The 16,710-nt window shown below is 45.8% G+C and carries 19 protein-coding genes; 13 read left to right on the top strand and 6 right to left on the bottom strand.

Annotation, left to right across the window (positions count from 1 at the left end):
* The first annotated feature begins 36 nt into the window (after positions 1 to 36).
* From ASG02_RS00650 to ASG02_RS00635, 4 genes are all read left to right on the top strand, one after another.
* Positions 37 to 462, top strand: coding sequence for an HIT family protein (locus ASG02_RS00650; protein WP_056059960.1), 426 nt, complete (start codon positions 37 to 39; stop codon positions 460 to 462).
* A gap of 114 nt (positions 463 to 576) precedes the next feature.
* Positions 577 to 918, top strand: a complete 342-nt coding sequence (locus ASG02_RS00645) for a hypothetical protein (protein WP_035409409.1) — start codon at positions 577 to 579, stop codon at positions 916 to 918.
* 83 nt (positions 919 to 1,001) lie between these two features.
* The gene (locus ASG02_RS00640; protein WP_035409411.1) at positions 1,002 to 1,571 is read left to right on the top strand and encodes an HTH-type transcriptional regulator Hpr; all 570 of its coding nucleotides are present in this window, start codon (positions 1,002 to 1,004) and stop codon (positions 1,569 to 1,571) included.
* 265 nt (positions 1,572 to 1,836) lie between these two features.
* Positions 1,837 to 2,751, top strand: a complete 915-nt coding sequence (locus tag ASG02_RS00635; RefSeq protein WP_035409413.1) for a peptidylprolyl isomerase — start codon at positions 1,837 to 1,839, stop codon at positions 2,749 to 2,751.
* Positions 2,752 to 2,812: 61 nt separating this feature from the next.
* On the opposite strand, the gene namA is transcribed toward ASG02_RS00635, so the two are convergent.
* Together namA and ASG02_RS00625 are read right to left on the bottom strand one after the other, a co-directional pair.
* Positions 2,813 to 3,844, bottom strand: coding sequence for an NADPH dehydrogenase NamA (gene namA / locus ASG02_RS00630; protein WP_056059956.1), 1,032 nt, complete (start codon positions 3,842 to 3,844; stop codon positions 2,813 to 2,815).
* 12 nt (positions 3,845 to 3,856) lie between these two features.
* Positions 3,857 to 4,777, bottom strand: coding sequence for an HD domain-containing protein (locus tag ASG02_RS00625; RefSeq protein WP_029340932.1), 921 nt, complete (start codon positions 4,775 to 4,777; stop codon positions 3,857 to 3,859).
* 104 nt (positions 4,778 to 4,881) lie between these two features.
* On the opposite strand from ASG02_RS00625, the gene ASG02_RS00620 reads away from it, so the two are divergent.
* The 3 genes from ASG02_RS00620 to ASG02_RS00610 all read left to right on the top strand — a co-directional run bounded on the left by ASG02_RS00620 (position 4,882) and on the right by ASG02_RS00610 (position 7,200).
* Positions 4,882 to 5,787 (top strand): magnesium transporter CorA family protein, encoded by a 906-nt coding sequence (locus ASG02_RS00620; protein WP_056059954.1) that lies wholly within the window; start codon positions 4,882 to 4,884, stop codon positions 5,785 to 5,787.
* A gap of 63 nt (positions 5,788 to 5,850) precedes the next feature.
* Positions 5,851 to 6,930 (top strand): DNA polymerase IV, encoded by a 1,080-nt coding sequence (dinB, locus tag ASG02_RS00615; RefSeq protein WP_056059951.1) that lies wholly within the window; start codon positions 5,851 to 5,853, stop codon positions 6,928 to 6,930.
* Positions 6,931 to 6,987: 57 nt separating this feature from the next.
* Complete coding sequence (locus tag ASG02_RS00610; RefSeq protein WP_056059948.1) at positions 6,988 to 7,200, top strand: YhzD family protein; 213 nt, start codon at positions 6,988 to 6,990, stop codon at positions 7,198 to 7,200.
* A gap of 53 nt (positions 7,201 to 7,253) precedes the next feature.
* Here ASG02_RS00610 and ASG02_RS00605 read toward each other — a convergent pair whose 3' ends face one another.
* Together ASG02_RS00605 and ASG02_RS00600 are read right to left on the bottom strand one after the other, a co-directional pair.
* On the bottom strand, positions 7,254 to 7,628 hold the full coding sequence (locus ASG02_RS00605) for a YlbF family regulator (RefSeq protein ID WP_023467337.1): 375 nt from the start codon (positions 7,626 to 7,628) through the stop codon (positions 7,254 to 7,256).
* Between the two features lie 20 nt (positions 7,629 to 7,648).
* Complete coding sequence (locus ASG02_RS00600) at positions 7,649 to 8,785, bottom strand: DUF445 family protein (protein WP_056059945.1); 1,137 nt, start codon at positions 8,783 to 8,785, stop codon at positions 7,649 to 7,651.
* A gap of 78 nt (positions 8,786 to 8,863) precedes the next feature.
* Between ASG02_RS00600 and ASG02_RS00595 the strand changes: the two genes are divergently transcribed.
* The 5 genes from ASG02_RS00595 (at position 8,864) to ASG02_RS00575 (ending at position 12,830) form a co-directional block, all read left to right on the top strand.
* Positions 8,864 to 9,697, top strand: coding sequence for a CdaR family transcriptional regulator (locus tag ASG02_RS00595; protein WP_056059943.1), 834 nt, complete (start codon positions 8,864 to 8,866; stop codon positions 9,695 to 9,697).
* A 117-nt stretch (positions 9,698 to 9,814) separates the two neighbouring features.
* Positions 9,815 to 10,921 carry an ABC transporter ATP-binding protein gene (locus ASG02_RS00590; protein WP_035409428.1) on the top strand — a complete coding sequence of 369 codons (1,107 nt, stop codon included), beginning with the start codon at positions 9,815 to 9,817 and terminating at the stop codon, positions 10,919 to 10,921.
* A 164-nt stretch (positions 10,922 to 11,085) separates the two neighbouring features.
* Positions 11,086 to 11,853 carry a transporter substrate-binding domain-containing protein gene (locus ASG02_RS00585; protein WP_056059940.1) on the top strand — a complete coding sequence of 256 codons (768 nt, stop codon included), beginning with the start codon at positions 11,086 to 11,088 and terminating at the stop codon, positions 11,851 to 11,853.
* Entirely contained in the window at positions 11,850 to 12,500 is a 651-nt protein-coding gene (locus ASG02_RS00580; protein ID WP_056059938.1) for an amino acid ABC transporter permease, read from the top strand. Before ASG02_RS00585 ends, ASG02_RS00580 begins: the two co-directional genes overlap by 4 nt.
* A gap of 141 nt (positions 12,501 to 12,641) precedes the next feature.
* Positions 12,642 to 12,830 carry a hypothetical protein gene (locus ASG02_RS00575; RefSeq protein WP_035409434.1) on the top strand — a complete coding sequence of 63 codons (189 nt, stop codon included), beginning with the start codon at positions 12,642 to 12,644 and terminating at the stop codon, positions 12,828 to 12,830.
* A gap of 174 nt (positions 12,831 to 13,004) precedes the next feature.
* Here ASG02_RS00575 and ASG02_RS00570 read toward each other — a convergent pair whose 3' ends face one another.
* Together ASG02_RS00570 and ASG02_RS00565 are read right to left on the bottom strand one after the other, a co-directional pair.
* Positions 13,005 to 13,901, bottom strand: coding sequence for an aldo/keto reductase family oxidoreductase (locus tag ASG02_RS00570; RefSeq protein ID WP_056059936.1), 897 nt, complete (start codon positions 13,899 to 13,901; stop codon positions 13,005 to 13,007).
* Between the two features lie 137 nt (positions 13,902 to 14,038).
* Complete coding sequence (locus ASG02_RS00565) at positions 14,039 to 15,775, bottom strand: phospho-sugar mutase (RefSeq protein WP_056059933.1); 1,737 nt, start codon at positions 15,773 to 15,775, stop codon at positions 14,039 to 14,041.
* A 92-nt stretch (positions 15,776 to 15,867) separates the two neighbouring features.
* Between ASG02_RS00565 and ASG02_RS00560 the strand changes: the two genes are divergently transcribed.
* On the top strand, positions 15,868 to 16,686 hold the full coding sequence (locus ASG02_RS00560) for a sulfurtransferase (RefSeq protein ID WP_056059930.1): 819 nt from the start codon (positions 15,868 to 15,870) through the stop codon (positions 16,684 to 16,686).
* Positions 16,687 to 16,710: the final 24 nt, after the last annotated feature.

Here is a 16,710-nt window from a genome sequence, read left to right as displayed (position 1 = left end):
TACTAATATTATCTTACCCAAAGGAGTGACTGTTCCATGCAAAAAGAATCATGTATCTTCTGTAAAATCGCTCGCAAAGAAGTCCCTGGTCATATCGTATTTGAGAACGAAACCGTTCTCGCCTTCCTCGACTTGTCACAAGTGACGAAAGGACATACGCTCGTTATCCCAAAACAGCATGCCGATAATATGTATGATCTCTCGCCTGAACAGGCACAGGACGTGTTTGCGACGATTCCGCAAATCAGCCGTGCGCTTCAACAAGAGACAAATGCAGCTGGTATGAACCTTCTATCCAATACAGGAAAAGTAGCTGGTCAATCAGTCTCACACTTCCATTTACATCTCATTCCTCGTCACGATAAACAAGACGGATTCGGCGCGAAGTGGGAAGTCCATAACGACGACTACACGGCAGAAGAATTGGCTGAACTCGCAAATTCAATCGCTTCGCATATCTAAGTCCGCTCTTTTTCTTCTCTTCTTAGAAAAATATTGCCGAAATAGGTTTCTTTCACTCAATTTTCGGTAAAATAATATGAAACAAATATTTTAATATTAAAAAGGAGGTTTATCATGTCGAAGCGTCCCGCCCGTAACTGGGTCGCTTTTGGTGCTACGCTAACACTTGTGACTTTTTATGGTCTAAAGGCGCTTCGCCAAGGTACGAAAAGCGACTCTTCGAACGGTCATCAACGTCGAAATTCTTATTCTACAATCGTAACGAATGTGCAGGATTTGACCCACGAGGGCAAGAACTTAGTAGAGACAGCAAAAGTGTCTGGTATGCACTTCAAGGAAGAAGTCATGCAGAGCGTCTCGGAATACCAAACGGAAGTCCAAGCATCGCTCACGAAGATCCAGTCTCTCGCTGATGAAGCGAAACAGGAAGCAGACCAGCTTTCTCCACAAAAGTAAGATCCGTTGCTTCGATTTGTTTTTGTATAGTTTGCATTTTGCGCGTTTGAGCCATTGTCACCTTTCGAAAGGATGAGTCAGATATGGAACACGAAAAGTTATATCCTGGACAAGAGGCATTATTGTATAGCCATAAAATTGTCCAATTAAGCAAAGCACTATGGAAAACGGTAGAAAAAGATTGGCAAAATTGGATCAAGCCTTTTGATCTGAACATCAACGAACACCATATTTTATGGATTTCGCATGCCCTAGGTGGTGCCTCGATTTCTGAGATCGCGAAGTATGGTGTCATGCACGTCTCGACGGCATTCAACTTCTCGAAGAAGTTAGAGGACCGCGGATTGTTGACGTTCTCGAAAAAGGAAACCGATAAACGAAATACCTATGTCCAGTTGACACCGGCAGGCGAATCGCTTTTACTCGAGACGATCCAAGCATTCCGTCCCGAAGAAAATGGCGTCTTCCGCGCATCACTTCCTCTTCAGGAATTGTACGGTAAGTTCCCAGAACTGACGGATATTTCTGCAATCGTGCGTCGTTTGTACGGAGACAGCTTCATGGACATCTTTGCCGAGACATCGAAGATGATCACGGAAGAAGCAGATCGCCGTCCGCAAGATCCTGTCATGGACTCGATAAAAAAAGCATAAGCATACTATCATCAAAAGCGTTTTAGCCTTCAGCTAGAATGCTTTTTTTAGGTCTTATTTCCTCATGACAGGGACATTACTACTATGTCTCAAGAGCGTTATTTCCCTCACAATTTCCCATAAAAATTATCCTCAACCGACTACCTGGATGTGATAGCATGGAAAAGAGCAAGTATCTCTTGGCATGACAAGATACAGCTGTCAACCAAACGAGAATATGATATGATAAAACGGTTGAAATAAATGGTAAATTAGGGGTGTATGTATGAAAAAGAAATTGCTAGGCGCAGCAGCAGTCGCAAGTGTATTTACGTTAGCAGCATGTGGATCAAATGACGAAGCCGTCATCAATTACAAAGGTGGCGAAGTCAACAAGGCTGACGTCCAAGATGAAGCATACGAAAAAGCTGGTGCTCAAATCGCCTTCCAGCAAACGATGAACAAATTGCTTGAAAAGAAATACGGTAAGGAAGTCACGGACAAAGAAGTCGAAGCAGAAGTCAAGAAAACAAAAGACCAGTTCCCGGATAAAGAGCAGTTCAGCTCAACACTGAAATCTGCTGGAATCAAGAACGAAAAAGAATTCGAAAAAGTACTTCGCACACAAATGCTCTTAACAGAAGCAAAATCTGCGAAATCCAAAGTAACAGATAAAGAAATCCAAGAGCGTTTCGATCAAGAAAAAGTCGAAGTCAAAGCAAGCCATATCCTTGTTGCGAAAGAGTCAGAAGCAAAAGACATCAAAAAACAATTGGATAAAGGCGCAGACTTCGCGAAACTTGCAAAAGAAAAATCAACAGATACAGGTAGCGGTGCAAAAGGTGGAGACCTCGGGTACTTCACAAAAGGTAAGATGGTCAAGGAATTCGAAGATTACGCGTTCAAGGATGGCGTTGAAGGTAAAATCTCCGATCCGATCAAAACACAGTTCGGCTATCACATCATTAAAGTAGTCGATCGTAAAGAGAAGAAAAACTTCACGCTCGATAAAGAAAAAGCACGTATTAAAAAAGCACTTGCTGAAGAAAAAGCAGCACAAGTCAACCCGAACGATATTTATCGTTCACTCATGAAAGAATACAATGTCAAAGTCGAAAACAAAGACTTCAAAGACGCTTTCGATCTAGACAAACAAGAACAACAACAAATGCAACAACAAATGATGCAACAACAGCAATAATCAAAAAAAGGAAGCCGTGAAGGCTTCCTTTTTTACGTTGTTTTTCATAGAGAGTGAAGAATTAGCGAACCGTCCGGATCGGAGCTCGTTCGTATTGCTTCGGCAAGGCGACCGTATCTCCTAGTTCGGCTGCCGCATGATAGACCCAATAAGGTTGGCGAAGAAGTTCACGTGCGAGCAGGACAATATCTGCTCGACCGTTACGGACGATCTCTTCTGCATGAGCTGCTGTCGTAATCAATCCAACCGCTCCTGTTGCCATGCCTGTCTCTCGTTTCAATTCTTCCGCATAGCTCACTTGATAGCCCGGATATACTTCCGGTACAGCATTGGCGACGACAGCACCTGAACTACAGTCGAGTAGGTCGATGTTACGTGCTGCTAGTTCTTTTGCAAGTGGAATATAATCCGTCGCCGTCATTCCCCCTGTTGCGTGATCCGCTGCTGAAATCCGGACCCAAATCGAGAGCTGTGAGACTGCTTGAATTCCATCAATGATTTCTAACAACAAGCGCATCCGATTTTCAGTCGATCCGCCGTACTGGTCTTCTCGAATATTGGATAACGGAGAGAGGAACGTGTTCAATAAATAACCATGTGCGCCATGGATTTCAATGAAGTCATATCCTGCTCGTTCCGCTCTTAATGCTGCATCGATGAACTGTTGTTTGATTGTCGCGATTTCCTCAAGTGTCAATGCATGTGGATGCATATACGTATCATCAAACGGTAAAGCGCTCGGTGCGACGGGTGGTTCTGCCGTCGTGCTTTTACGCCCGGCATGGGCCAGTTGGATCCCCGCTTTTGCGCCCGCTGCTTTGACTTGCTCTGCGATTCGTTGTAATCCTTCGATATGTGCATCTGACCAGATCCCAAGGTCCCCAGCTGAAATGCGACCGTCTGGCGTGACAGCACTCGCTTCTAAAATGACACCACCAACGCCTCCCATTGCACGGGTTGCATAGTGTGTGACGTGCCAATCCGTAACGAGTCCATCTTCTTTTGCACTGTACATGCACATTGGCGCCATAATGACCCGATTGCGGAACGTCAACGTTCCGAGTTGAACCGTATCAAACAACTTCGTCTTCATCTTTCTTCCCCCTTATAGCTTCGGACGGTAGAAAGCACGATTATCTAGTGCAAATGATCGTTCCGAGAACTGTCCCGGTTCGACATATTCAAGAAGACGATCCATCATCGTCATTCGCGCATCGAGGTTATCGATCAAGAACAAGACTTCAGCCTCACGCATTTGTGGTGCTACAGCAGATCCCCATTCCGGTCGTCCATGATGGCTTAAGACGAGATGTTGCAAGACAGTCAGTACTTCTGCGTCAATTTGTAATTCTGCTCCGACTTTTTCGAGTTCCGCTACCATCATCGTAATATGACCGACGAGTTTACCAGGCAACGTATATTCCGGTGCAACCGGATCGGATAACTCCTTGATTTTCGCATAATCGTGTAGAATGATGCCACTGATTAGCACGTCACGGTTTAAGGTCGGATAGAGTTGAGCGATTTGATCCGCTAAGCGCAACATCGAAAGGACGTGGTACGACAGTCCCGAGTAAAAGGCATGATGGTTCTTGACCGCTGCCGGATGCGTGAAGTAGGCGTCAAATCGTGAAGTGATCAAATGTTTGACGAGCTTTTTCATGTCACTGTTTTGAATCGATTCTACGAACGCGAGTACTTCCGTCTCAATCTGCTCTCGTGGAATAGGTGCTGATTGAACATAGTCCTCGACATTCGTCTCCTCTAGGACCGTAATTTGTTTGAGCTTCAGTTGTGTCCGTCCTCGATAGTCCATGACTTCTCCAGCAGCATGAACGATTGACTTTGGCGCATATTTTTCAAGGTCACTCGTATCCCACATCTTCGTCTCGATTTCGCCTGTCTTATCTGTCAAGATGAGCGTCAGGTATGGTTTCCCATTTGCTGCAATTCCTTTGACTGCTTGCTTGATCATCGCTCGTTGATCGAGCGTTTCTCCAACTGCTAATTTACCGATTCCTTTCATTCTTGAAACACGTCCTTTATCTGTAAAATAGGTGTCTTTTTTATATTCCATTGACTACACTTAAGGCATATACTATTTCATTCTACTATATGGGAGTCATGAACATGGAACTGGAACCTCAATTTAATTGGTCCCGCTATCTCGATTTAGCTGACTATGAACAAATATTTCCGACGGCTGCCGTCGACCAATCCGAAATGGACTGGATCACGCAGTTGCGATCGAAAGATATGAACTTCACGCGTTCAGAAAAAGGGGTTCTTTATGGTGCTGTCGTCACATGGCAAAACCCTGTCGACAAAAGTGACCGTCGCTCGATTTGCTTTTATGTAACGAAAGAAAAACTGATTACGATCGGATTGTCGGATTCAATCGTGTCCTTAGTCTCACCCTATTCTCCCGCTCATCCATTCGCGGCTTTTTATACGATTCTCGCTTTACAGTTGAATACGTATTTCGCCGGTATCGATCAGTTTGAGACAGAACTGTTTTCAAGACAAGATGAACTACGCGGCAGCATCAATGAAGATTCGCTTGATAGCATCTTCGCTTTACGCGACACGATTGAGAACTGGTCCGATTTGATCGTTCCATTTCAAGAACTCGTCATGGCTGGCGAAGAGTCGTTTCTCGAGGAAGAAACGTATCTTGAGGACATTTCCTTGAAACTAGCTATGAAACGTGTCCGCCGTCTGTTGATGCTCATTGAACACTACCAAAAAGACATTGAAGTCCTTCTCGACTTATCAACGACCGTTTCGAACTTCCGAGGAAACGAGATTATGAAGGCATTAACGATCTTTACTGCCGTCGCGACACCGACGATGGCCCTCGGTGCGATTTGGGGGATGAACTTTAAAATCATGCCGGAATTAGACTGGAAATACGGCTACGCCCTATCCCTCGGTCTAATCTTTTTATCGACTAGTGGTATCTTTTACTGGATGCGCTGGCGTGGATGGTTAGGCGCTCTTGTGCGTATGCCAAAGAATAGTCGACCAAAAAAATAGATATCAGAACATAAGTTCGTTATACTAATTGTATCATATCCACTGAAAGGAGACGCTTGTCCGATGGAACGAAAAATCATTCATATTGATATGGACGCCTTTTATGCTTCCGTCGAGCAACGCGATCGTCCTCGATTAAAAGGTGTTCCTGTCGTCGTTGGTGGACCGCCTCATGCCCGCGGTGTCGTAGCGACCTGTTCCTATGAAGCACGGAAATACGGTATCCATAGCGCGATGCCTTCAAGACGCGCGTTCCAACTGTGCCCTCGTGCCGTCTTCATTCGTCCTCGTTTTGACGTCTACCGGACCGTCAGTGCGCAAATCATGGAGCTTTTTCGAGAAGTGACACCGCTCGTCGAGCCGCTCTCGCTTGATGAGGCGTATCTTGACGTCACGGAAAATTATTTCGATCAAAAAAGTGCGACGTATATCGCGCAATATATCCTGAAACAAATTAAAGAACGAACGGGTCTGACAGCCTCTGCCGGTGTTTCGAACTCTAAGCTCGTCGCGAAGGTCGCTTCCGGATATGAAAAGCCAAACGGGATGACCGTCGTCCCACCAGAAGAAGTTCTCAATTTCTTGTCTCCATTGAAAATTGGAGATTTACATGGCGTCGGAAAAGTCACAGAACAAGCGTTACGAAAACAAGGGATTGAAACCGTCGCAGATGTTCAAGCAATGCCCGTCGAACAATTGCGGGCTTTGCTTGGACGCGATCGGGGAACGGAACTACATGCGATGGCGCATGGGATCGATGAACGACCAGTTCGTCCGGAACGCGAGCGAAAATCGATTGGTTCTGAGACTACCTTTGAAGAAGATACGGAGGATATCGATACGATATTTGAGACGTTGATTCGAGAATCAAAATCTGTCATTGCAAGTCTTCAAAAAAAAGAACTCGTCTGCCGAACGATTACGATCAAGTGGAAGACCGACACATTCCAGTCACGTTCGAAACGGCATACGTTTGCAGAAGAGACGGCGGACGAAGAACGATTACTTGAGGAAACAACGAAACTGTTCAATGGCATTACCTTCGATGGACCAATCCGCTTGATTGGTATGACGGTCAGTCACCTCACAGCTCCTCCCGCTGCGAGACAGTTGACGTGGCAGGACTTGGACTTACGCTTGTGAAATGAATAGCTATTCATTATACTGAGTACAAGACCAATCAGACAAGGGGGAACAAGTATGCAGTATACGATTACAGTATTTTCAGATCGTGGCGAAACGTTACTCGATGACGTCTTTGAAGCAGAGACGGATGGTCAGGCACGAGAAGAAGGGATTAGACGCTTGAATGAAAGCGGTTATGCCCATCATGCAGCTCGCGTTACACGTTCAGGTCGTCTCATTCATTTCGAGCGCGCTTACTTACCACGAATCGTTCCTGCTTCATCTTAAACCATACTAAAAAAGGAAGACGCGCTATATCGGCACGTCTTCCTTTTGTTTACTTATTGCACGTCGTCTTGTTGCTCCATCATCGGCGCGTAGAGTTCTTCTAACGGCTTCATGATGATTTGTGTGACTTCCGTCAACATCGTGTGCATCCGTTGCTCTTCTTGCATCAGCTGACTGATCAATGGGTTGTTTTGTACTTCAAGCATCTTTGTTTGTGCAGACGCCATATCGTCTGGTGTAATTTCTTCACCTTGCATCTGTTTTTGTTGTAATTCGAGTTGGATGTTACGGAACGACGCGAACAATTCGTTTGATTCCGGATCTGCGTTAACTTGCGTATACAAATCTTTTAATGTCGTGTACTCCGAAGTTTCGCGTAATGCACGCTCCAGCGTGTACGCGTGATCGTATAAGTTTGTTTCTGCCATGAGTAAAACCTCCAATTTGTTTAGACGAGATAAAGCCCCGCCTGTATCAATCCAATTAAACCACCTAACAACCCTCCAAGCCAAGTGATAGCACGGAATTCCCGCTTGGAAATCGATAAGACGATTTCCTCGAGATACGCAGTGTCAAGCAAATCGACTTCTTCTCGAACGATCGTTTCGAGGTCGAGCGTCTGTAGGATCTGCCCGATTTGATTCGTCGTCCGTTCGAATAGGTGATCGATGACGACAGGTACATGTTGCTCGAGTACTTGTGACTCGAGTGGATTCAACCAGACGCGTAACGGTGTAGCAAGCATCGACTCAATCGGTAAACGTGCCATGACTTGTTCTTTGACGGTCTGTCGAATCCGCAACTCCGTCTCTTCCATCATATAGGATGAAAGCGGACGATCCAGTCCCTTTTGCCATTCCTGACGTAATAAGGCAAGAATGAACTGAGACGTCGACTCTGATTGAAGTACCCGTTTCAGCTCCGGCTGAATCATATCGACGATGTTGACATTTGCGAGCAACATCCCGAACATTCCGCCACCCAGTCGCTGTTGGATGAAACGAGCAACGGTTTCCTCGAGTTGTAGACGTCCTTCTGGTCCGTCAAAGTATGCTTCTGCTTGGTGTAATACGGATGTGACGAGTCTTGGCATGACTTCCTCGATTTTTTGTTCTCCGCTTGCTCCGATCAAGTTTCGCACAGATTGCTCCCGCCATTTATTCATCAGACGCGAAAACTCCTGCTCCAAGTGATAACTGATCTTCCCTTGGATCCGTTGTTTTGGTTCATCGATAAAGCGACTGATCCATGCTTCTGTCGTCTCTTCCGAGCGTGTCCATTTCATGACTTCTTGTTCGACGAGACGCGTGACGGCTCCACGAACAGCTGGTGATGCGAGACGTTTCCCAATCCCTTCTGGCGTCAAGAGATGCTTGACGACCGTCCGTCCGAGATTTGCTGCCAGTTCATTCCGTCGTTTTGGAATCAGACCAGGCGTGAATGGTACGCGAAATTTTCCAATGTATTTCGGTTCAAGTGGTCGAAACAACATTCGGATCGCCAAATGGTTCGTGATCGCTCCGATGAGGGCACCGATGATGACGATTCCAACAAGCTTCAACACGAGTAACAAAGTGTCTGACATAAGTTATCATTCCTTCCGATTTTCGACTTATGGTAAAGTCGAGATAGTTAGTTATGTACGATTTAGGAGTGATGCCGTGTGTTACGACAACTGATGACTGTATTCAATGACCAGCTTACGACCGATCCGAATCTGTATTGCCAGGAACAGTATAGCGTATATCGTCTTACAGATGGGCTTTGTTTTGGGATCAAGACGACTGCCATCTCCGACCGTGAACAACAACTGCTTGATGTATTTGCCGAGCGCATCATCACGACGTCGCGGTCAGATATCGATCTATGGCGAGAACGTCTCCAATCTGCTCATGCTGTGGAAGATCGACCATTTCGACTTGTCCACTTTTTATTTAATCCAACTGATGAACGTACGAGTGAGGAAATCCAACAACTGCTCTCCTCTTTCTTTTCGCAGACCAGTACGCTCATTCCTTTCAGTACTCATCGTTTTACGATCATCGAACGAGAAGAATTCGTTATTGAGGCAGAACTACACGATTTATTTTTAGCACTACAATCTGATTTTGTGCTTGATGGTAAGGTGTTGCTTGGTCAACAGCGTGCTACCGGCGACATTGCCGTTCAATTTCAACTCGAACAAGCAGCGCTCACCTTCGTCCCTTCTACGCAAATCGAACGTTTTTTACCTGCCATGACTCGTCTTGCAAGTCTAGATGACCGATATCGGGCAACACTCGTCGATCAGTTCATCCTGTCCCTCGAGCCAGAGTCTCGTGAGACGATCCTCGCTTTTTGCCGAGCTAACTTGAATGTCTCTTTGACAGCAAAACATCTATACTTACATCGGAACAGTCTCCAGTATCGACTTGACCGCTTAACGGAACAGACAGAAATCGATGTTCGGTCGTTTGAAGGGGCCACTTTTCTTTATACCTTGTTACTTGTAGCATGATGCCTAATTGAAAACGTTTGCATTTAGTCAGGTTGTCCATAGGCAGACTACCTGACTTCTTTTATACTATTTCTTGTAAGCGTTATTATTTCATCATTTACTAGGGGGAACTACAACATGGCTGAAATTCGTCTTGAACATATCGATAAAATCTACTCAGGTGATGCAAAAGCGGTTGATGATTTCAATCTGCATATTAAAGATAAGGAATTCATCGTCTTCGTTGGACCATCTGGTTGTGGGAAATCGACGACACTCCGGATGATCGCTGGACTTGAAGAAATCTCAGGTGGAGACTTTATCATCGACGGTAAACGCATGAATGATGTAGCGCCAAAAGATCGCGATATCGCGATGGTCTTCCAAAACTACGCTTTGTATCCACACATGAACGTCTTCGATAACATGGCGTTCGGATTAAAGCTTCGGAAGTTCCCGAAAGATGAAATCAAGCAACGCGTTGATAACGCAGCTCGTATCCTTGGTCTTGAAGAATATCTCGAGCGGAAGCCAAAAGCACTCTCTGGTGGTCAGCGTCAACGGGTCGCGATTGGTCGCGCCATCGTTCGTGATGCTAAAGTCTTCTTAATGGATGAGCCGCTCTCGAACTTGGACGCTAAATTACGTGTACAAATGCGTAAGGAGATCATTCAGTTACACAAACGTCTTGAGACGACGACGATTTACGTCACGCACGATCAGACGGAAGCGATGACGCTTGCGACACGGATCGTCATCATGAAAGCCGGAATCATTCAACAAGTCGGTACGCCGAAGGAAGTCTATGATCACCCGGATAACATGTTCGTTGCTGGATTCATCGGTTCACCATCGATGAACTTCTTGACAGGTAAACTGGCAGAAGACGGTCTCTTCCATGTTTCAGGAACAGAAGAGAAATTCGAAGTACCAGAAGGAAAAATGAAAGTTCTCCGCGACCGCGGTTATACGAATAAAGATCTCGTCCTCGGAATTCGTCCAGAAGACATCCATGCGGAATTGATCTACCAAGACACTAAAACAGCACATCGTTTCCCAGCGCATATCGAAGTTTCTGAATTGATGGGTGCAGAGTCTTATCTCTACTCAAAAGTCGGACAACAAGCATTCACGGCACGTGTCGATTCACGTTCACATGTCGAGATGGGATCACAGCTTGATCTCTTCTTCGATATGACAAAAGCACACTTCTTCGATGCTTCAACAGAAGCAACGATTCGTTAATCACATCATCGATCAGTTATGATGTTTCAGACTGTCCATTTAAGGGCAGTCTTTTTTATTGACAGACGTTCCTGTAACTTTGTATGATACTGCTTGTAGCTTAAAATTAATCCTATTCGAAAACTAGGAATTGAAATCATTCATTTATAAAAGGAGAGAGCGCTATGAAACACGGTTTGAAATTAGCTGTAGCAGCATTATCGACAGCGGGGGTGCTTGCAGCATGCGGCGCTTCGAACGACAACGCAGGTTCTGGTAAAGAGTCAAAAGTCATTACAGTCGGAACGGAAGCAACATACCCACCATTCACGTACAAAGAAAAAGGAAAATTGATGGGTTATGACGTAGATGTCATGAACGAAGTCGCAAAACGTGCTGGCTATAAAGTCGATTACAAAGCGATGGACTTTAAAGGACTCATCCCGGCACTCGATTCAAAACGAATCGATGTCATTGCGAACCAAATGGGTATCACACCTGAGCGTCAAGAAAAGTACGCTTTTTCTGATGCGTATACTGTTTCTGGTTCAACGATCATCGTTAACAATAAAACGAATGACATCAAAACACTCGATGACTTAAAAGGAAAAACAGTCGGTTCGACACAAGGTTCACTTTATGCAAAAACGGCTGAAAAAGCAGGCGCTAAAGTAAAATACTATAAAGGTGCGAATCAAGTCTTAAAAGACCTTGAAGCGGGTCGCGTTGATGCAGCCATGAACGATCGCCTCTTCGTTTTGACGGAGTTGAAAAAAGCGGGGTATAAAGTCAAAGCTGTCGGTGAGACGTTCGATAAGAACGAATCCGGCTTCATGATGGCGAAAAATAGCAAGTATACAAAAGACTTCAACAAAGCACTCGCTGAGATGCAAGAAGACGGCACTCTTGCAAAAATCGGTAAGAAGTACTTCAACGAGGATATCAGTAAGTGAGTGAATTACTGACGATCGTCCGAGATAACTCGGACGTCTACGCAAAGGCGATTGGCACGACCCTTCTAGCAAGTGGTCTCGCCATCGTCTTTGCGCTTATTCTCGGGTTGATTCTTGCCGTCATGCGTGATAGCCGCGTTGCCGTTTTCAGCGGTTTTGCACGTTTATACGTCTCGTTCTTCCGCGGAACGCCACTCTTGTTGCAAATCTTGATTCTTTATAATGGTCTCGTCACGCTTCAATTAACTGGATTCCAAGCACTTGCCTTCGGTTTGTCGCTTCACTTTTCCGCATATATTTCGGAATCGTTCCGCGCTGCCATCTCCTCTGTCGATCGTGGACAATGGGAAGCTGCTGACTCACTTGGAATTCCGCGTCGCAAGACATTCAAGGACGTTATCTTGCCGCAAGCACTATCTCGGGCGATTCCACCGCTTTCGAACTCTGTCATCGATATCATCAAGTCGACATCACTCGGTACGATCGTTGCTGTCGAGGAATTAACGTACGTCTCTGACCAGATTTCAGCGACGACATACCTCGTCATGCCGCTACTTTTGTTCTCCGCTGCAATTTACTGGGTCATGTCAACACTTATTCAAAGCGTCCAACATCGTTTAGAAGCACGTTTCAGCATTCCAGAATGAATTTTTCACACTTGGAACCGTTAGGATTTCAAGTGTATTTTTTTAGATTTTTTGAGGTTTAGCACTAGTCAATCCGGGAATAATCAAGTATACTAATAAAAATCAGAATTATCTGACAAATTACAAAGGAGCGTGGCCGAGATGAAACAAGTAATTGAAGCTTTCCGTAGACAAGATGCAGAGCAGCGAATTCCAGTGCTACGTCTCGAAATCGATTATGAGCTCAGTACGCTCTTCGATGCGATTCAAGCCAATGACCAAGCTGGCATGTCAGCAAGTAAAGATCGTTTAGATAAATATCGTCAGGAGATGCTTCGCTTAGAAGCTTAACCTCATAGATCTCCCATCTCTCCTCCCCCTTGAGATGGGACTTTTTTTGTTTACTGTTACTCTATTCATAAACGAAAGAGAGGATCGTTTCCAGATCGTGTACTGGTCGATCCTCTCGCTTCATTTCTTAAACAGAAAATATTTTATGCGTTTATTTCTGTCTCACAGTCTAGATTAATCGACATCACGACCTCGTGATGCCTTCAAAATCTCAAACCATTGCTCGCGCGTCAACGACAGATTCGTCGAACGAACAGCAGATTCGATGCGTTCAATCTTACCAGAACCAACGATCGGCATGATACGTGCTGGATGTTTAAGTAACCATGCATATGCGACTTCGTCGATTTCTTTTGCCCCGATCTTTTCAGCGATCTCAGCTAATTTTTCACGTAACGGTGCGTATCGCTCGTCCTTAAAGAGACGACCGCCCGCAAGCGGACTCCATGCCATCAATGGCATCTCATTTTCATGACACAGATCGACGGATCCATCCTCGAAATGTTTCAGTTCCGAAACCGATAACTCGAGTTGGTTCGTCACGAGCATGAACGGTAAGCGTGATTGTATAAGACTCTGTTGTGCAGGTGTATGGTTCGATAGACCGAATGTCCGTACCTTACCCGCGTCCTTCAGCTCAACGAACGCTTCTGCAATCTCGTTCGGATCCATCAATGGATCTGGACGGTGAATCAACAACGTATCGACGTACTCGACACCGAGTTCTTGCAGGGAACGATTGACCTGTTTGATAATATGCTCTTTCGTCGTATCATAGAACGATAATGACTGATCCGAGAAATGATTCCCTTTCATCTTGATGCCCGTCTTCGTGACGATCTCCATCCGGTCACGTAATTCCGGTTTTAAGGCAAGAGCTTCCCCGAATAAGCGTTCATTCGTATAATCGCCATAGATATCTGCGTGATCAAACGTCGTAATTCCTAAAGCAAGGCATGCTTCAATCAATTCAAGACGCTCTTCCTTCGTCATTTCCCATTCATTCAATCGCCACAGACCATGAATGATCCGTGAGAATGATAAATCTTCTGTTAGCTGAATCCGTTCCATGTTTCTTCCACTCCTCTATCGTATGAACTCTATCTCGTTTACTGTACCTCAAAATGGTAACGGTTGCACGAATTTCAATTTTCAATGCTCTAAGACAAAAAACAGGATTCCGTCATCGACGGAATCCTGTTTAGGACTTATTGAATTTGCTCGACTTCCTGCATGACTTCATCTTCGATTTGCTGACGTTTTCGTGTCGTCTCAGCAGCATCTGGTGACGTGACGCTGAAATAGAACTTAATTTTTGGTTCCGTGCCCGATGGACGAAGGCAGAACCACGATCCATCACTGAGCGTGAACTTCAAGACATTGGATTTTGGCAGATTGATCGGTGAGGGTTGATGTGTCTTCAGATCGTGAGCGATGCTCGCATCATAATCCTCGAACAAGACGACCTGTTCTCCAGCCACTTGTTTTGGTGGATTCTCACGGAACGTATCCATGATACGACCAATCTGTGCCACGCCATCCTTCCCTTTGAGCGTCAGAGAGCGGAGTGACTCTTCAAAGTACCCGAACTGCTCGTAAATCGACTGTAATGCCTCATAGAGCGTCCGTCCTTCTTTTTTGTGATACGCAGCCATCTCAGCAGCTAACAAGCACGCTTGGACGGCATCCTTGTCGCGGCAGAAGTCCCCGATGAGATATCCATAGCTCTCTTCATAGCCGAAGAGATACTCATATTGACCCGATGCATTGTATTGTTTGATTTTTTCCCCGATGAACTTAAAGCCTGTCAACGTGTTCTCGACATGGAGATCATAATGACGTGCAATCAACGCACCTAGTTCTGAAGTAACGATTGTCTTCGCGACAAATCCGTTCTCTGGTAGTGTCCCCTGCGCCGCTTTTTGTGAAAGGATATAGTCGAGCAACAATGCCCCCGTCTGATTCCCTGTCAAGACTGTCCATTCTCCGTCTGCATCACGTGTTGCTACTCCGACGCGGTCAGCATCGGGATCCGTCGCAATCAAGATATCGGCATCTGTACGATCTCCGTATTCGATCGCCAGTTTAAAGGCAGCATGTTCTTCCGGGTTCGGTGACGTCACGGTCGGGAATGCACCGTCTGGCTCTGCTTGCTCCTTGACGACTGTCACGTGTTCGAAACCGTAACGTTTCAAGCCTTCTGTTACCGGTACAAGACCTGTTCCGTGAAGTGGAGTGAAAACGATTTTTAGTGGATCGGCTAATTCCGATTGGATTGAAGGTAAGACACGAATCGTCTGTAATTTTTCTTGATACGCTTCGTCAAGTTCTTCGCCGACACGGACGATTAAACCGTTCGCACGAAGGACTTCTTCTTGCTCAAGTTCAATCGACAGCTCGTCTTCGATTTGACTGACGTACGATACGAGTTCATCCGCTTCTTTTGGTGGAAGTTGTCCACCGTCGTCTCCGTACACTTTATATCCGTTGTATTCTGGTGGGTTGTGACTCGCCGTAATGACGATCCCGCCCGCTGCTTGTAAAGACCGAACCGCAAAAGAAAGTTCTGGTGTCGGACGTAGACCGTCGAACAGATACGCTTTGATGCCGTTACTTGCGAGCGTCCGTGCCGCCTCCAGCGCAAATTCTGGTGAGAAATGGCGTGAATCGTGTGCGATGACGATTCCTTTTGCTGCCGCTTCTTCTCCTGATGCCTTAATGAATGCTGCGAACCCTTGTGATGCTTTTCGAACCGTATACACATTCATCCGGTTCGTTCCGACACCGATCTCCCCGCGCATACCACCTGTTCCAAACTCGAGTTCTTTATAGAATGCTTCTTCAGCTGCTTTTTCATCCGCTGCTAGCGTGACGAGTTCTTCTTTTAATGTACTGTCAAGATCAGCGAACTGATCCCATTTTTGATAGGTTTCTTTCCATGACATAGTAAATCGACTCCTTTTTGAATGAGGGTAAGACTTGCGATGATGCGATACCTTTCATATGATTAACACTAGAAAGGGTAAGGTGATGAGGCATGTTTCCTACGATTCAAATGGCAGACCTTCAACAGCTCGTCCGTACGGATCAGATTCGCTGGTTTGACTGCCGCTATGACTTACAACAACCTGAATATGGACGAAATGCTTTCTTAGAACAACACGTCGAAGGTGCACAGCACCTGGATTTAACGACTGACCTTTCTGGTCCAATCGATGAGGTCGGCGGTCGGCATCCGCTTCCTTCAAAAGAAGCGTGGCAACACACACTGGAACAGCATGGTGTGACCCCGGAAGACTTCGTCGTTTTGTATGACGATGGTTTTCCATATGCCGCTCGTGCATGGTGGTTATTTAAATGGATCGGACATGAGCGTGTCGTCGTTCTCGAGGGCGGATTCTCCTCTTACCTAGCGTTCGATCTTCCGGTTACAGACGAGACTTTTACTTATGAACCCTCTCAGTACACGCCGCGTTTCCAAGACGAGATGCTCGTCTCGTTCGAAGTGCTAAAGGATCAGCTGACAGAAACGATGGTCATCGATTCCCGTGCGCCCGATCGGTATCGCGGAGAAATCGAACCACTCGATCATGTCGCCGGACACATTCCGGGTGCCGTAAATTGTTACTTTGAACAGGCACTCTCACCAGATGGTCGTTTACGAGATGCGGAAGATCTGAAAGAACTATACGCCGACATCCTGCCGGTCACGGCACCTATCCTCTACTGTGGAAGCGGTGTGACAGCGTGCGTCAATGTCATCGCTCTCCACTCACTCGGGAAAACCGATGTCCGGCTTTACGCCGGCTCTTATAGTGATTGGGTCAGCCGCGGTGAAGACGTCTCCCGTTCGTAAACATCAGACGCTGACAGAAACATC

Source organism: Exiguobacterium sp. Leaf196 (genome assembly GCF_001423965.1).
Taxonomy (GTDB): Bacteria; Bacillota; Bacilli; order Exiguobacteriales; family Exiguobacteriaceae; genus Exiguobacterium_A.
Note: the sequence above shows the minus strand (reverse complement) of the source record. Positions and strands in the feature narration are given on the sequence as shown.

What these genes read in the sequence shown, in the direction of transcription:
- ASG02_RS00610 (WP_056059948.1), top strand. Translation starts at nt 6,988, where the DNA reads ATGCAGTATACGATTACAGTATTTTCAGATCGTGGCGAAACGTTACTC.
- dinB (WP_056059951.1), top strand. Translation starts at nt 5,851, where the DNA reads ATGGAACGAAAAATCATTCATATTGATATGGACGCCTTTTATGCTTCC.
- ASG02_RS00585 (WP_056059940.1), top strand. Translation starts at nt 11,086, where the DNA reads ATGAAACACGGTTTGAAATTAGCTGTAGCAGCATTATCGACAGCGGGG.
- ASG02_RS00635 (WP_035409413.1), top strand. Translation starts at nt 1,837, where the DNA reads ATGAAAAAGAAATTGCTAGGCGCAGCAGCAGTCGCAAGTGTATTTACG.
- ASG02_RS00640 (WP_035409411.1), top strand. Translation starts at nt 1,002, where the DNA reads ATGGAACACGAAAAGTTATATCCTGGACAAGAGGCATTATTGTATAGC.
- ASG02_RS00575 (WP_035409434.1), top strand. Translation starts at nt 12,642, where the DNA reads ATGAAACAAGTAATTGAAGCTTTCCGTAGACAAGATGCAGAGCAGCGA.
- namA (WP_056059956.1), bottom strand. Translation starts at nt 3,844, where the DNA reads ATGAAGACGAAGTTGTTTGATACGGTTCAACTCGGAACGTTGACGTTC.
- ASG02_RS00590 (WP_035409428.1), top strand. Translation starts at nt 9,815, where the DNA reads ATGGCTGAAATTCGTCTTGAACATATCGATAAAATCTACTCAGGTGAT.
- ASG02_RS00645 (WP_035409409.1), top strand. Translation starts at nt 577, where the DNA reads ATGTCGAAGCGTCCCGCCCGTAACTGGGTCGCTTTTGGTGCTACGCTA.
- ASG02_RS00600 (WP_056059945.1), bottom strand. Translation starts at nt 8,785, where the DNA reads ATGTCAGACACTTTGTTACTCGTGTTGAAGCTTGTTGGAATCGTCATC.
- ASG02_RS00565 (WP_056059933.1), bottom strand. Translation starts at nt 15,775, where the DNA reads ATGTCATGGAAAGAAACCTATCAAAAATGGGATCAGTTCGCTGATCTT.
- ASG02_RS00560 (WP_056059930.1), top strand. Translation starts at nt 15,868, where the DNA reads ATGTTTCCTACGATTCAAATGGCAGACCTTCAACAGCTCGTCCGTACG.
- ASG02_RS00605 (WP_023467337.1), bottom strand. Translation starts at nt 7,628, where the DNA reads ATGGCAGAAACAAACTTATACGATCACGCGTACACGCTGGAGCGTGCA.
- ASG02_RS00570 (WP_056059936.1), bottom strand. Translation starts at nt 13,901, where the DNA reads ATGGAACGGATTCAGCTAACAGAAGATTTATCATTCTCACGGATCATT.
- ASG02_RS00625 (WP_029340932.1), bottom strand. Translation starts at nt 4,777, where the DNA reads ATGAAAGGAATCGGTAAATTAGCAGTTGGAGAAACGCTCGATCAACGA.
- ASG02_RS00620 (WP_056059954.1), top strand. Translation starts at nt 4,882, where the DNA reads ATGGAACTGGAACCTCAATTTAATTGGTCCCGCTATCTCGATTTAGCT.
- ASG02_RS00650 (WP_056059960.1), top strand. Translation starts at nt 37, where the DNA reads ATGCAAAAAGAATCATGTATCTTCTGTAAAATCGCTCGCAAAGAAGTC.